The organism is Micromonospora sp. NPDC057141 (genome assembly GCF_042670805.1).
Taxonomy (GTDB): Bacteria; Actinomycetota; Actinomycetes; order Mycobacteriales; family Micromonosporaceae; genus Micromonospora.
The window spans coordinates 26,212-39,600 of the sequence record NZ_JBHUVA010000017.1 but is presented as its reverse complement, the minus strand read 5'-3'; the positions used below and the strand labels follow the sequence as shown (position 1 = coordinate 39,600).

At 74.9% G+C, this 13,389-nt stretch carries 11 protein-coding genes; 7 read left to right on the top strand and 4 right to left on the bottom strand.

All coding sequences use genetic code 11. The annotated features are described in order from the left end of the window. Positions 1–70 precede the first annotated feature (70 nt). On the top strand, positions 71–1,069 hold the full coding sequence (locus tag ACFT41_RS12680; RefSeq protein ID WP_377587048.1) for an aldo/keto reductase family protein: 999 nt from the start codon (positions 71–73) through the stop codon (positions 1,067–1,069). An 86-nt stretch (positions 1,070–1,155) separates the two neighbouring features. Here ACFT41_RS12680 and ACFT41_RS12675 read toward each other — a convergent pair whose 3' ends face one another. Beyond that, positions 1,156–1,956 (bottom strand): site-2 protease family protein, encoded by an 801-nt coding sequence (locus ACFT41_RS12675; RefSeq protein ID WP_377587047.1) that lies wholly within the window; start codon positions 1,954–1,956, stop codon positions 1,156–1,158. Beyond that, a complete protein-coding gene (locus ACFT41_RS12670) occupies positions 1,956–2,156 on the bottom strand; it encodes a hypothetical protein (RefSeq protein ID WP_377587046.1) in 201 nt (66 codons plus the stop codon). Before ACFT41_RS12670 ends, ACFT41_RS12675 begins: the two co-directional genes overlap by 1 nt. Before the next feature lie 188 nt (positions 2,157–2,344). Here ACFT41_RS12670 and ACFT41_RS12665 point away from each other — a divergent pair, with 188 nt between their 5' ends. The 3 genes from ACFT41_RS12665 to ACFT41_RS12655 all read left to right on the top strand — a co-directional run bounded on the left by ACFT41_RS12665 (position 2,345) and on the right by ACFT41_RS12655 (position 6,529). Then, positions 2,345–4,339: a bifunctional adenosylcobinamide kinase/adenosylcobinamide-phosphate guanylyltransferase gene (locus ACFT41_RS12665; protein WP_377587045.1), complete on the top strand. Its 1,995-nt coding sequence runs from the start codon at positions 2,345–2,347 to the stop codon at positions 4,337–4,339. A 67-nt stretch (positions 4,340–4,406) separates the two neighbouring features. After that, positions 4,407–5,162, top strand: a complete 756-nt coding sequence (gene cobS / locus ACFT41_RS12660; protein ID WP_377587058.1) for an adenosylcobinamide-GDP ribazoletransferase — start codon at positions 4,407–4,409, stop codon at positions 5,160–5,162. Between the two features lie 65 nt (positions 5,163–5,227). Then, positions 5,228–6,529, top strand: a complete 1,302-nt coding sequence (locus ACFT41_RS12655) for a DUF2314 domain-containing protein (RefSeq protein WP_377587044.1) — start codon at positions 5,228–5,230, stop codon at positions 6,527–6,529. Here the strand turns inward: ACFT41_RS12655 and gcvT are convergent. Further along, the gene (gcvT, locus tag ACFT41_RS12650) at positions 6,526–7,656 is read right to left on the bottom strand and encodes a glycine cleavage system aminomethyltransferase GcvT (protein WP_377587043.1); all 1,131 of its coding nucleotides are present in this window, start codon (positions 7,654–7,656) and stop codon (positions 6,526–6,528) included. The two genes, ACFT41_RS12655 and gcvT, sit on opposite strands and share 4 nt — an antisense overlap. Positions 7,657–7,820: 164 nt before the next feature. Here gcvT and ACFT41_RS12645 point away from each other — a divergent pair, with 164 nt between their 5' ends. After that, positions 7,821–9,392 (top strand): leucyl aminopeptidase, encoded by a 1,572-nt coding sequence (locus tag ACFT41_RS12645; RefSeq protein WP_377587042.1) that lies wholly within the window; start codon positions 7,821–7,823, stop codon positions 9,390–9,392. Positions 9,393–9,446: 54 nt separating this feature from the next. On the opposite strand, the gene ACFT41_RS12640 is transcribed toward ACFT41_RS12645, so the two are convergent. Then, entirely contained in the window at positions 9,447–9,776 is a 330-nt protein-coding gene (locus tag ACFT41_RS12640; protein ID WP_377587041.1) for a hypothetical protein, read from the bottom strand. A 178-nt stretch (positions 9,777–9,954) separates the two neighbouring features. Between ACFT41_RS12640 and lpdA the strand changes: the two genes are divergently transcribed. Together lpdA and sucB are read left to right on the top strand one after the other, a co-directional pair. Beyond that, the gene (gene lpdA / locus ACFT41_RS12635; RefSeq protein WP_377587040.1) at positions 9,955–11,346 is read left to right on the top strand and encodes a dihydrolipoyl dehydrogenase; all 1,392 of its coding nucleotides are present in this window, start codon (positions 9,955–9,957) and stop codon (positions 11,344–11,346) included. A gap of 73 nt (positions 11,347–11,419) precedes the next feature. Beyond that, positions 11,420–13,246 (top strand): 2-oxoglutarate dehydrogenase, E2 component, dihydrolipoamide succinyltransferase, encoded by a 1,827-nt coding sequence (gene sucB, locus ACFT41_RS12630; protein WP_377587039.1) that lies wholly within the window; start codon positions 11,420–11,422, stop codon positions 13,244–13,246. Positions 13,247–13,389: the final 143 nt, after the last annotated feature.

Genomic DNA, 13,389 nt, shown 5'->3' with positions numbered 1-13,389 from the left:
TGCCGCGGAGCCCGTCTGCCGCGGAGCCCGCCGGCGGGTGACCGCGACGGGGCCGGGCTAGGGTCGGACCATGGAATTCCGACACCTGGGCCACTCGGGCCTGCTGGTCAGCGAGATCTCGTACGGCAACTGGATCACCCACGGTTCGCAGGTCGAGGAGGACGCGGCCGCCGCGTGCGTCCGGGCCGCGCTCGAGACGGGCATCACTACTTTCGACACCGCCGACGTGTACGCCGGCACGAAGGCCGAGGAGGTGCTCGGCCGGGCGCTGAAGGGCGAGCGCCGCGAGGGGCTGGAGATCTTCACGAAGGTCTACTGGCCGACCGGTCCTGGCCGCAACGACCGGGGCCTGTCCCGTAAGCACATCATCGAGTCGATCAACGGCTCGCTGCGCCGGTTGCAGACCGACTACGTGGACCTCTACCAGGCCCACCGGTACGACCACAGCACGCCGCTGGAGGAGACGATGGAGGCGTTCGCCGACGTCGTGCACTCCGGCAAGGCGCACTACATCGGCGTCTCCGAGTGGACGGCGGCCCAGATCCGGGCGGCCCACCAGCTCGCCCGGGAGCTGCGCATCCCGCTGGTGTCCAACCAGCCACAATATTCGATGCTGTGGCGGATCATCGAGGCCGAGGTGGTGCCGGCCAGCGAGGAGCTGGGCCTCGGGCAGATCGTCTGGTCGCCGATGGCGCAGGGCGTGCTGTCGGGCAAGTACCTTCCGGGCCAGCCGCCGCCGGCCGGCTCCCGGGCCACCGACGAGAAGTCGGGGGCGAACTTCATCGCCCGGTTCCTCACCGACGAGGTGCTGACCCGGGTGCAGCAGCTCAAGCCGCTGGCCGAGCAGGCCGGGCTGAGCATGCCGCAGCTCGCCATCGCCTGGGTACTGCAGAACCCGAACGTCTCCTCGGCGATCATCGGCGCGTCCCGCCCCGAGCAGGTGCACGACAACGTGAAGGCGGCCGGGGTGAAGCTCGACGCCGACCTGCTCAAGGCCATCGACGACATCGTCGACCCGATCGTCGAGCGGGACCCGGCGAAGACGCAGTCCCCGGCGCAGCGGCCCTGAGGCGTCCTGGTCCGGCCGGCACGCGCCGGCCGGACCGGGTCCGCCACCCAGCCGACCGGGGCCCGCCACCCACGTGCGGGAGCGGGTCAGCCCTGCCAGAAACGGATCAGGTCGAGGCCCGCGGCGTAGAGCCACGGGGGCAGCCCGAGCAGGTTCGCCACGGCGAAGACGGCGTCGAAGAACCAGCCGCCGATGCGCGGGTTCCACAGCAACGCGAAGAGCAGGATGAACCCGAACGGGGCGAACAGGTCGTACATCCGCCGCCACTGCGGGTTCAGCCACGGCTGGATCATGTTGCCGCCGTCGAGGCCGGGCACCGGCAGCAGGTTGAGCACGCTGGCGGTGAGCTGGAGGAACGCCAGCAGCGCCAGGCCCGCCCAGAACTCCACCGACCCGCCGCCGCCGAAGCCGACCCGCAGCACCGCCACCAGCACCAGCGTGAACAGCACGTTCGTGGCCGGGCCGGCGAGGCTGACCAGGGTGTGCCGCAGCCGCCCCGGGATGGCGTGCCGGTCGACCCACACCGCACCGCCGGGCAGGCCGATGCCGCCGAGCAGCACCACCACCACGGGCAGCACGATCGACAGCAGCGGGTGGGTGTACTTGAACGGGTTGAGCGTCAGGTAGCCCCGGTGGGCGATGTCGCGGTCCCCGGCCCGGTAGGCGACCACCGCGTGGGCGTACTCGTGCAGGCAGAGCGAGACGAGCCAGCCCGAGACGACGAAGAGGAACACGTCGAACCGGACGTTGCCGAACCGGTTCCAGGCCATGACGCCGCTGGCCGCGAAGAGCGCGACCAGCGCCAGGAACACCGGGCTGGGCCGGAAGGCCGCCCGGGGGACCCCGAGCACCAGCGGCTCCCCGCCGCCCGGGCGGCCCGGTGTCATCACTCGGCCGGGGGCTGGAGGCTCATCCGGTATTCCACCCGGTCGTCCTCGACGAGCGTGACCGTCGTGACGCCGGATGCCGCGAGCTCCCGCCAGGTCTGGCCGATCCAGGACTCGGCGTCCGCCTGGCTCCCGAACGTCTCCGCCGGCCCCTCGGCCGCCTCGCCGTTCGCGCCCTCGTACCGCCAGCTCCACGCCATGCCGCGTCTCCCCTCGCCGCTGAAGTCCCCCTGGGACGAAACCTCCGCAAGCGTAGTCGGCCCCGTGCCGGACGACCCGCCGCTCCACCCCGGCACCGCCGGCGGGCCCGCCGTTCGCCCGCCCGAACCGTGGTCACCGGCGCGGGCCGACCGGCGGCGCGGGCCGCGGCGGCCTTAAGGTACGGGGCATGTCCGTTGACGGGTGGAACACGGTCCTGGTGCTCGGCGGGATTCGCTCCGGCAAGTCCGAGTTCGCGGAGTCCCTGGTCGCCGACGCGCCCACGGTCCGCTACGTGGCGACCTCGGCGGCCGGCGACCCGGAGGACGCCGAGTGGGCGGCCCGCCTGAAGGCCCACCGCGCCCGACGGCCGGACGGTTGGACCACCGAGGAGACCGCCGAGGACCCGCGCCGCCTGGCCGACGTCGTCGCCTCGGCCCGGCCGAACGAGACGCTGCTCGTCGACGACCTCGGCGGCTGGGTGACCGTGCTGCTCGACCCGGCCCACCAGCCGGCGGACGACACGGCGACCGTCGCCGAGCTGGCCGAGGCGGTGCGGAACAGCCCGGCCCGGGTGGTGCTGGTCAGTCCCGAGGTGGGGCTGTCGCTGGTGCCGACCACCCCGCTGGGCCGGGCGTTCACCGACGCCCTCGGCGCGGCCAACCGGGCGGTCGCCGACGCGTGCGACGCGGTGGTTCTGGTGGTCGCCGGCCAGGCGTGCTGGCTCAAGACCGCCGCCACCCAGCCGACCATCGGAGCCGGGGCGGTCGCGGGACCGGAGGCGGTCACTGCGCCGAAGACGGCGGTCACGGCCGCACCGGCGGCCGGCGATGGGCGCGACGAGCGCGCGGCGACGCTGCCGGACGTGCTGACCCCGGCCACGTCGCCGGAGCCGGCCGGCGCACCGTGGGCCGTGCCGACCATGGCGCTGCCGATGGTCGCCACGGGCCTGGTCATCCAGCCCGGCATGGAACTGCCGATGCCCGACGAGTACGCCGGGCCGCAGGCCGTGGAGCGGCTCGCCACCCTGGACGTGCCCGGGGCCGGGCTGGGCGTGCTGGAGCGGGTGGTCGGCTTCGCCGCGGCTACCCAGGGCACCCCGACGCCGGCCCCCTGGGACACCGTGCGGGTGCTGCTGCTCCACGGCGACCACGCCGGCGGGGCGACCGCCGGTTCCCCGTCCGGGGAGTCGGCCCGGCTGGCGGCACAGGCCCGCGCCGGGCAGGGCGTGCTGGCCCGGCTGGCCGCCGAGAGCGGCGCGAGCCTCCAGGTCGTCGAGGCGCCGGCGGCCGAGCCCATCGAGGACCTGCCGGCCCTGGACCACGAGCAGGTGGAGCAGGCCCTACGGTACGGCTGGCGGCTGGCCGAGGCGGCCGCCGAGGCGGGCGTACGGCTGCTGGTGCTGGCGGCGTGCGGCGCCGGCACGGACGCCGCCGCGGCGGCGGTGCTCGCGGCGACCGCGGGCGCGGAGCCGCCCGCCGTGCTCGGCCGGGTGGTGACGGCCGGCGGCGAGATCGACGACGCGGCGTGGATGCGGCGCTGCGCCGCGGTCCGGGACGCGCTGCACCGCACCCGGCGCTCGCCCCGCGACGCCAAGGACGTGCTGGCCGAGCTGGGCGGCGGGGACATCGCGGTGGCCACCGGCGTGCTGCTCGGCGCGACCGCCCGCCGGATCCCGGTGCTGCTGGACGGCCCGGTCGGCCTGGCCGCCGGCATGATCAGCCGGGACCTGGCCGGGCAGGCCCGGCACTGGTGCCTGCTCGCCGACCACGGCGGCCACCCGGCGGTCCGGCTCGCCGCCGACGTGCTGGGCCTCACTCCCCTGCTGGACCTGCGGCTCGACCTCGGCGAGGGCGCGAACGCGCTGGCCGCGCTGCCGCTGCTGCGCTCGGTGCTGTCGCTGGCCGCCGCGCTGCCCGCCCTGCCGGGCCCGGCCGACGCGCACGGTCAGGACGACGACGCGCACGGTCAGGACGACGACGCGGACGGGAACGACGACACGGACGGGGCGGAGTTCGTCGAGCCGGAGCCGGCCGGGCCGGGTCCGGCCACCACCGCGCCCACCGGGCCCACCGAGCCGATGAGGCCCACCGGTCCGACCGGGCCCACGGGGCCCGCCGAGCCCGCCGGGCCGACCGAGCCCACCGGGCCGGAGCCGGATCCGGCCGGGCGGCGTGTCGACTGAGCCCCACCCCGGCGGTGCCGCGCCGGGCGGCCCGCGCACCGGCGAGGGCGCGGCGGGCGGCAGCCTCATCGGTGAGGGTGTCCGGTTGGCGCTCACCACGTTCACGGTCCTACCGGTACGCGCCGGCCGGGTGGACCGGGCCACGGCGGGCGCCGCGATGGCACTCGCCCCGGTGGTCGGGGCCCTGCTCGGGGCGGTGCTGGCCGGGGTGCTGCTGCTCCTCGGTGCCGTCGCGCCGCCGCTGCTCGCCGCAGCGGTGACGGTCGGGGCGGGCGCGTTGCTCACCCGGGGGCTGCACCTGGACGGGCTGGCCGACACCGTCGACGCGCTGGGGTCGTACCGGCGGGGGGCCGCCGCGCTGGAGATCATGAAGAAGCCGGACGTGGGGCCGTTCGGGGTGACCGCGCTGGTGGTCGTACTCCTGGTGCAGGCCGCGGCCCTCGCGGAGCTGACAGCCCGGTCGTGGCCGGCGGCGCTCGCGGCCGTGGTGGCGGCAACGGCGGCCGGGCGGCTCGGGGTCACCCTGGCCTGCCGGCGCGGCGTGCCGGCGGCCCGGCCGGACGGGATGGGCGCGCTGGTCGCGGGCACCGTCGGCCCCGTCGCGACGGGGGTCGGCACCACCGCCGTCGCGCTCGTGGCGGTCGCCGCCGTGCCGGGCCGCCCGTGGCAGGGCCCGGCCGCCGTGCTCGCCGCGCTCGCCGTCGCGGTGCTGCTGCTGCGCCACCTGGTACGCCGCCTCGGCGGCATCACCGGCGACGTGCTCGGCGCCACCGTGGAGGTGGTGGCCACGCTGGTCTACCTGGGCCTGGCGCTGACCCGCTGATCCGGACGCGCCGGGGCGGGTAGCGTTTCGGGCGACAGGACGGCACGGGGCAGACAGGGGACCACATGCTCATCACCGACGACTTCCTGCCCGTCCCGGTCCCCGAGTCGCTCACCGCCACCTACCTGGTGCCGATGGTCGGGCTGCCGAAGGTCGGCGCGAAGACGGCCGTGCGGGCGCTGGCCGGACGGCTCGCCGAGCCGGTGCACGGGCTGGCGACGCAGATGCTGGACAGCCCGCTGATGAGCGTGGACACCCGGCCGGTCGCCGAGTTCCCCGCGCTGCCCCCTGACCTGCTGACCGCGTTCGGGGCGAGCCAGGCGCAGCTCGACCGGCTCGCCGCCGCCACCCACCTGGTGGTGGTGCAGGCGGAGTACCGGCCGGGCTGGCCGCCCGCGCACGAGTGGGCGGCGCGGGCGGTCGCCGCCGCCGTCGCCGAGAGCGCGGGCGGTGACGTGGTGGACGTCTTCGGCCTCCAGTTCCTCGACCCGGCCACGGCGCTGCGTTCCCTGCCGGACGCCCAGGGGCGGATCCGGCTGGTCGACTGGGTGCTGGTGCCCTACTCCTCCGATGCCGAGGGGCTGTGGTTCACCACGAAGGGGCTGCGCCGCTTCGGGCTGCTGGAGTTGCAGACCCAGGGGGTGCCCGACCACCTCACCCGGGCCTGGGGCGCGGTGCTCACCGGGGCCGCCCGCCGCCTGCTGCGGGCCTGGACCGACGGGCTGGCCGGCGACGAGGTGCCGGCGTTCGTACAGCTCCCGGTGCTCGCCACGGTCACCGGGCACGACATCGCGGTCGCGTACGGCAACCCGGAGCAGCACGGGGCGACCGCGCCGGTGCTGCTCCGGCTGGAGCTGGACCCGGCCACCGATCCGGACGCCGACTCGTTCCTCAGCCTGCGCCCGCCGCCGGGGCACCCGGGCCCGGACGGGCGGTACTTCGCGGCGGCCTGCGCCACGCTGTTCGACGGCATCGCGCCGGACGTGCGCTACGCCCGCCCGGGTGACGCCATGAGCAGGGCGGTCGCCACCGCGCGGGCCGGCCTGGACGACGTGCGAGCCCGGTTCCTGGCCGGCCGGCTGCCGGCCCGGTCGCAGCTCGTGGTCAAGTACGGCCTGCCGGGCGACGAGGGCCCCGAGTATGTCTGGGCGGGCGTGACGTCGTGGGACACCGCGGAGCGGATCGTCGGCGCCAGCGCCAGCGACGCCGGCACCGACCCGGCGGTGCGCATCGGCGCCCCGGTGGTGGTGGAGGCGGCGGACGTCGTCGACTGGGCCGTCCTGGGTGCCACGGGCGTCCTGGAGGGCGGCTGGACCCAGGCCGTCCTGGACACCGGCGACTCCCCGACCTCGTCCAGCGGGGACTAGCGGACCGAGGGGGTCACGAACGGGGGGCGGGTCAGGAGCAGGGGGGCGCGGCGGCCGCGGATGTCGACGTCCACCGGGTCGCCGTCGGCCAGGTTGGCCGTCGTGTCGAGCAGGGCCAGGGCGATGCCCTGCTTCCGCGTCGGGCTGAAGGTGCCGCTGGTGACCGTGCCGACGCGGGTGTCCCCGACGTACAGGCTCATGCCGGGGCGCGGGATCGCCCGGTCGACGGCCACCAGGCCGCGCAGCGTACGCGCGGGGCCGGCCGCCTTCTCCGCGCGCAGCGCGTCGCGGCCCCAGAACGCCGGCTTGTCCCAGCCGACGGCCCAGCCGGAGCGGGCCTGCACGGGGGTGATCTCCGGCGACAGGTCCTGCCCGTGCAGCGGGTATCCCATCTCGGTGCGCAGGGTGTCCCGCGCGGCCAGCCCGCAGGCCCGCAGCTCGTACGCCCCGCCGGCGGCGGTCAGCGCGTCCCAGACGGCGACGGCGTGCCCGGCCGGCACCACCAGCTCGTAGCCCAGCTCACCGGTGTAGCCGGTGCGGCAGACGGTCAGCTCGGCGTCGGCGAGGGTGGCGGTGCGGAAGCTCATGTAGTCGTGGTCGGTGGGCAGGCCCAGCGCGTCGAGCAGCTCGGCCGAACGCGGGCCCTGCACCGCCAGGACGGCGTGTTCGGCGTGCTCGTCGGTGACGACCACGTGCTCGCCGGCGGCGGCGCGCAGCCGGCGCACCACCTCGGCGGTGTTCGCGGCGTTCGGCACGAGGAAGACGTGGTCGTCGGCGTGCAGGTAGGCGATGATGTCGTCCACCACGCCGCCGGTGGCGTCGTCGCAGCACAGGGTGTATTGCGCCTGGCCGGGGCCGATCCGGCCGAGGTCGTTGCTGAGGCAGGCGTTGACGAAGTCGGCCGCGCCGGGCCCGGTGATCCGCGCCTTGCCCAGGTGCGACACGTCGAACACCCCGACCCCGGTGCGGACCGCCGTGTGTTCCTTGAGCACCCCGCCGCCGGCGTACTCCAGGGGCATCTCCCAGCCGCCGAACGGGGCGAACTTGGCGCCGAGGGCGGTGTGCCGCTCGTGCAGCGGGGAACGGCGCAGCCGGGTCGCGGCGGCGTCGGAGGTCACGTCGGTCATGGGTGGCAACTTACCGGTGACTGAACGGCTGGTTAGCATCGGCGGGACCCCCGTCGGCGAAGTTCGGCGGGACAACCCACCGTCCGGCGGGTAGGTTGCCGCCGGAGACCTTCACCGCTGGTACGCGACGACGCGACCGGCCCGGCCCGCCCGGAGTAGCTTCAGTGACATCGCCCAGCACCACCCTCAGCCTGGTCGACACCGACCCCGCCGAGCTCGCCGTCGACGCGATCGTGATCGGCCTGCACAACCAGACCGGGGAGCAGGACGCCGCCGGCGCCCCCGCCGGGGCACTGCTGCTCGCCAGCGGCGCCGAGAGCATCGCCGCCGCCTTCGACGGCAAGCTGACCGAGACGCTGGCTCTGCTCGGTGCGACCGGGGCCCCGGGCGAGGTGATCAAGCTGGCCACGCTCGGCACCGTCACCGCCCCGGTGGTCGCGGCGGTCGGCCTCGGCCCCGAGCCGACCGGCGCGGCACCTGCGCCGGAGACGCTGCGCCGGGCCGCCGGCTCGGTGGTCCGGGCCCTGGCGGGGGCGCGCCGGGTGGCGCTGAGCCTGCCGCTGCCCGACGACGCCGACGCCGCCGACGCGCTGCGCGCGGTGGCCGAGGGCGCGCTGCTCGGCGGCTACCGGTTCGCCGGGTACAAGACCCGCCCGCAGCCGGCCCGGCGGGAGCCGGTCGCCGAGGTGCTGATCGCGGTGCCGGAGGCCGGCGACGCGGGCGCCCGCGCCGAGATCGACCGGGCGCACGCGGTGGCCGGCGCGGTCCGGCTGACCCGCGACTGGGTGAACACCGCCCCGAACCTGCTGCGCCCGCCGGTGTTCGCCGACGCGGTGGCCGAGGCGGCCCGCGCGGCCGGGCTCGACGTCGAGGTGCTCGACGAGGCGGCCCTGGCGGCCGGCGGCTACGGCGGCATCCTGGCCGTCGGGCAGGGCTCGGAGGCCCCGCCGCGCCTGGTCAAGCTCACCTACACGCCCGAGGGCGGGGGCAGCGGCAAGCGGGTGGCGCTGGTCGGCAAGGGCATCACCTTCGACACCGGCGGCATCTCGATCAAGCCGGCGCAGGGCATGTGGGAGATGAAGTCCGACATGGGCGGCGCGGCGGCGGTCGGCGCGGCCATGCTGGCGATCGCCGCGCTGAAGCCGTCGGTGACGGTGACGGGATACCTGCCGATGGCCGAGAACATGCCGTCGGGCACGAGCTACCGGCCGGGTGACGTGATCACCATGTACGACGGCAAGAAGGTGGAGGTGCTCAACACCGACGCCGAGGGCCGGATGGTCCTGGGCGACGCGATCGCGCGGGCCTGCGAGGACGGCGCCGACTACCTCTTCGAGACCTCGACCCTCACGGGCGGGCAGGTGATCTCGCTGGGCAAGCGGATCGCCGGCGTGATGGGCACCCCGGAGCTGTGCGAGCGGGTCCGGGTGGCGGGCGACGCGGTCGGCGAGCCGGCCTGGCCGATGCCCCTGCCGGACGAGGTGCGCAAGGGCATGGACTCCGATGTCGCCGACATCTCCCAGGTCAACGCCGGGATGGACCGGGCGGGGCACATGTTGCAGGGCGGGGTGTTCCTGCGCGAGTTCGTCACCGACGAGGTGCGCTGGGCGCACATCGACATCGCCGGCCCCAGCTACCACTCGGGTGAGGCGACCGGCTACTGGACCAAGGGCGGCACGGGCGTGCCGGTGCGTACCCTCGTCCACCTGGTGGAGGACGTCGCCGCCAACGGCTGACGCGGTCGCGCGGAAGGGTCTCCCGCCGGGCGGGGGACCCTTCGCGGGGGCGGGTCAGTACAGCTCGGGGCGGCGCTTGCGGCGCTCGTTGTAGTCCCGCATCCGCTGCGGGTAGCCCATGAGGCGCACGTCGTAGATCGGGATGGCCAGCTTGTGGGCGAACCGGCGGGCCCCGTCCGGGCCGTCGACGCGCCGGCGGGTCCACTCCCCGTCGTCGGCGATGAGGATCACCGTGGTCTCGGTGACGGTGGTGCGGGGCTCGATGAACGCCTCGACCCCCCGCCTGGTCCGGACGAAGTTCTCCAGGTGGTCGAGATCGGCGCGGTCGGGCGCGCGGTCCCGCCCCGCCGGGCGCGCCTGCTTGCGTCGTCGGAACAGCGCCACCGACCGTCTCCCCCATATCCGTCATCGAAACCGGTGCCAAGCGTACGTGTCAGTGACGTGTCGTTGGGCACCTCGCTACGCACCCGATGCACAGTGGTGACAAGATGACCGAGGTGGGGTCTGTCCGTGCCATCCCCGCCGTGACCCCCGATGCAGTGACGCGAACTGGGAGTTGGACGTGAGCGAGCCGAACGAAGCGACCTTCGACATCGTCATCCTCGGAGGTGGCAGCGGCGGCTACGCGACCGCCCTGCGCGCCGTCCAGCTGGGCCTGACCGTCGCGCTGGTCGAGAAGGGCAAGCTCGGCGGGACCTGCCTGCACAACGGGTGCATCCCGACGAAGGCCCTGCTGCACGCCGCCGAGATCGCCGACTCCACCCGGGAGTCCGAGCAGTTCGGTGTGAAGGCCGAGCTGGTCGGCATCGACATGGCCGGCGTCAACGCGTACAAGGACGGCGTGATCTCGCGCCTCTACAAGGGCCTCCAGGGGATGCTCAAGGGCAACAAGGCGATCACGGTCGTCGAGGGCCACGGCCGGCTGGTGGCCCCGAACGCCGTCGAGGTCGACGGGAAGCGCTACACCGGCCGCAACGTCGTGCTGGCCTCCGGCTCGTACGCGAAGAGCCTGCCCGGCCTGGAGGTCGACGGCGAGCGGGTCATCACCAGCGACCACGCGCTGACCCTGGACCGGGTCCCGTCCTCGGCGATCGTGCTGGGCGGCGGCGTGATCGGCGTCGAGTTCGCCAGCGTGTGGAAGTCCTTCGGCGTGGACGTGACGATCATCGAGGCGCTGCCCCGGCTGGTCGCCGCCGAGGACGAGGAGTCGTCGAAGGCGCTGGAGCGGGCGTTCCGCAAGCGGAAGATCAACTTCAGGGTGGGCAAGCCGTTCGAGAAGGTCGAGAAGACCGAGAACGGCGTCAAGGTCACCATCGCCGGCGGCGAGACCGTCGAGGCCGAGCTGCTGCTGGTCGCCGTGGGCCGCGGCCCGCGCACCGCCGACCTCGGGTACGAGGAGCAGGGCGTGAAGATGGACCGCGGGTACGTGCTGACCGACGAGCGGCTGCGCACCGGCGTGCCGAACGTCTACGCGGTCGGCGACATCGTGCCCGGCCTCCAGCTCGCCCACCGAGGCTTCCAGCAGGGCATCTTCGTGGCCGAGGAGATCGCCGGGCAGAACCCGGCCGTGATCGACGAGGCCGGCATCCCCCGCGTCACCTACTGCGACCCCGAGCTGGCGTCGGTCGGCCTCACCGAGGCGAAGGCCAGGGAGCAGTACGGCGCCGACAAGATCAAGACGTACAACTACAACCTGGGCGGCAACGGCAAGAGCCAGATCCTCAAGACCGCCGGCTTCATCAAGCTGGTCCGGGTCGAGGACGGCCCCGTCGTCGGCGTGCACATGGTCGGCGCCCGGGTCGGTGAGCTGGTCGGCGAGGCGCAGCTCATCTACAACTGGGAGGCCTACCCGGCCGAGGTGGCGCAGCTCGTGCACGCCCACCCGACCCAGAACGAGGCCCTGGGCGAGGCGCACCTCGCCCTCGCCGGCAAGCCGCTGCACGCGCACGCCTGATCGAGAACTGATTCCGCGGCGTCCGGCGGCAGACGGGCGAGATCGCACCAGGGGAACGAAGGAGTCTTAGAAGATGCCGGTATCGGTCACCATGCCTCGGCTCGGCGAGAGCGTCACCGAGGGCACCGTCACCCGCTGGCTCAAGCAGGAGGGTGACACCGTCGAGGTCGACGAGCCGCTGCTCGAGGTCTCGACGGACAAGGTCGACACCGAGATCCCGTCCCCGGCGGCGGGCGTGCTGAGCCGGATCGTGGTGGGCGAGGACGAGACCGCCGAGGTGGGCAGCGAGCTGGCCGTCATCGCCGGCGAGGGCGAGTCCGCCGGCGGTGGCGGGGCCGCCCCGCAGCAGGAGGAGCCGGCCAAGGAGGCCGCCGAGGCCGCCGCCGCGCCGCAGGCCGAGGCGGAGCAGCCGGCCGTCGAGGAGCCGCCGGCCGCGCAGGCCGCCCCGGCCCCGGCGGGCGAGGGCACCCCGGTGAAGATGCCGGCCCTGGGCGAGAGCGTCACCGAGGGCACCGTCACCCGCTGGCTCAAGCAGGTCGGCGACGCCGTCGAGGTCGACGAGCCGCTGCTGGAGGTCTCCACCGACAAGGTCGACACGGAGATCCCGTCCCCGGTCGCCGGCACGCTGCTGGAGATCAAGGTCGCCGAGGACGAGACCGCCGCCGTCGGGGCCGACCTGGCGGTCGTCGGCGCGGCCGGCGCCGCCCCGGCCAAGCCGGAGCCGAAGCCGGCACCCGAGCCGAAGGCCGCGCCCGCGCCGAAGCCGGAGCCGAAGGCCGAGGCCGCCCCGACGCCCAAGGCCGCGGAGCCGACCCCGGGCCTGTCGTACAACGAGCCGGCGGCGGAGGCCGAGACCGCCGCCAAGCCGGCGCAGGCCGAGCAGCAGGCGCAGCCGTCGGCCCCGACCGCCACCCCGGCCCACCCCACCGCGCCCGCCCAGGGCGGCGGCGAAGAGGCGGCCGGATACGTGACCCCGCTGGTCCGCAAGCTGGCCAGCGAGCACGGCGTGGAACTCGCCTCGGTCAACGGCACCGGCGTCGGTGGCCGGATCCGCAAGCAGGACGTGCTGGAGGCGGCCGAGAAGGCCAAGGCGGCGAAGGCGGCCCCGGCCCCGGCGGCGCAGCCCGCCGCCGCGGCGACCCCGGCGAAGCCGACCGCGAAGCCGCAGCCGAGCGCGAAGCGCGGCACCACCGAGAAGCTGCCCCGGATCCGGGCCACCATCGCCAAGCGGATGCAGCAGTCGCTGCACGAGATGGCGCAGCTCACCACGGTCGTCGAGGTGGACGTCACCAAGGTCGCCAAGGTGCGGGCCCGGGCCAGGGACTCGTTCCTGCAGCGGCACGGCGTGAAGCTGTCGTTCCTGCCGTTCTTCGCCCTCGCGGCGGTCGAGGCGCTCCGGACGTACCCGATCGTCAACGCCAGCATGGACCTCGACGCCGGGACGATCACCTACCCGGACGCCGAGCACCTCGGCATCGCGGTGGACACCGAGCGCGGGCTGATGGTGCCGGTGATCCACGGCGCGGGCGACCTCAACCTGGGTGGCCTGGCGAAGCGCATCGCCGACCTGGCGGAGCGCACCCGCACCAACAAGATCAGCCCGGACGAGATCGCCGGGGCCACGTTCACGCTGACCAACACGGGCAGCCGGGGCGCACTGTTCGACACCCCGATCGTGCCGTCGCCGCAGTCGGCGATGCTCGGCACGGGCGCCGTGGTGAAGCGCCCCATCGTGGTCAACGACCCGGAGCTGGGTGAGGTCGTCGCGGTCCGCTCGATGGTCTACCTGGCCATGTCGTACGACCACCGGCTGATCGACGGCGCCGACGCGGCCCGCTTCCTGGTCGCGGTCAAGGAGCGGCTGGAGGGCGGCAACTTCGAGGCCGAGCTGGGCCTGTAAGCACCGCTGTCTGCACCGACGGGCGCTCCGGTCACACCGACCGGGGTGCCCGTCGGGCGTTCTGGGCCGGCGTCAGGGCCCCGGGGGCGGCCCCCGGACGCCTGCCACCGCCGCCGCGTGGCCTCGCGGGCCGGCTGCTGGTC

Bases quoted from the DNA above. Each gene is read 5' to 3' on its own strand.
- ACFT41_RS12680 (WP_377587048.1), top strand. From the start codon at position 71: ATGGAATTCCGACACCTGGGCCACTCGGGCCTGCTGGTCAGCGAGATC.
- ACFT41_RS12675 (WP_377587047.1), bottom strand. From the start codon at position 1,956: ATGACACCGGGCCGCCCGGGCGGCGGGGAGCCGCTGGTGCTCGGGGTC.
- ACFT41_RS12670 (WP_377587046.1), bottom strand. From the start codon at position 2,156: ATGGCGTGGAGCTGGCGGTACGAGGGCGCGAACGGCGAGGCGGCCGAG.
- ACFT41_RS12665 (WP_377587045.1), top strand. From the start codon at position 2,345: ATGTCCGTTGACGGGTGGAACACGGTCCTGGTGCTCGGCGGGATTCGC.
- ACFT41_RS12655 (WP_377587044.1), top strand. From the start codon at position 5,228: ATGCTCATCACCGACGACTTCCTGCCCGTCCCGGTCCCCGAGTCGCTC.
- gcvT (WP_377587043.1), bottom strand. From the start codon at position 7,656: ATGACCGACGTGACCTCCGACGCCGCCGCGACCCGGCTGCGCCGTTCC.
- sucB (WP_377587039.1), top strand. From the start codon at position 11,420: ATGCCGGTATCGGTCACCATGCCTCGGCTCGGCGAGAGCGTCACCGAG.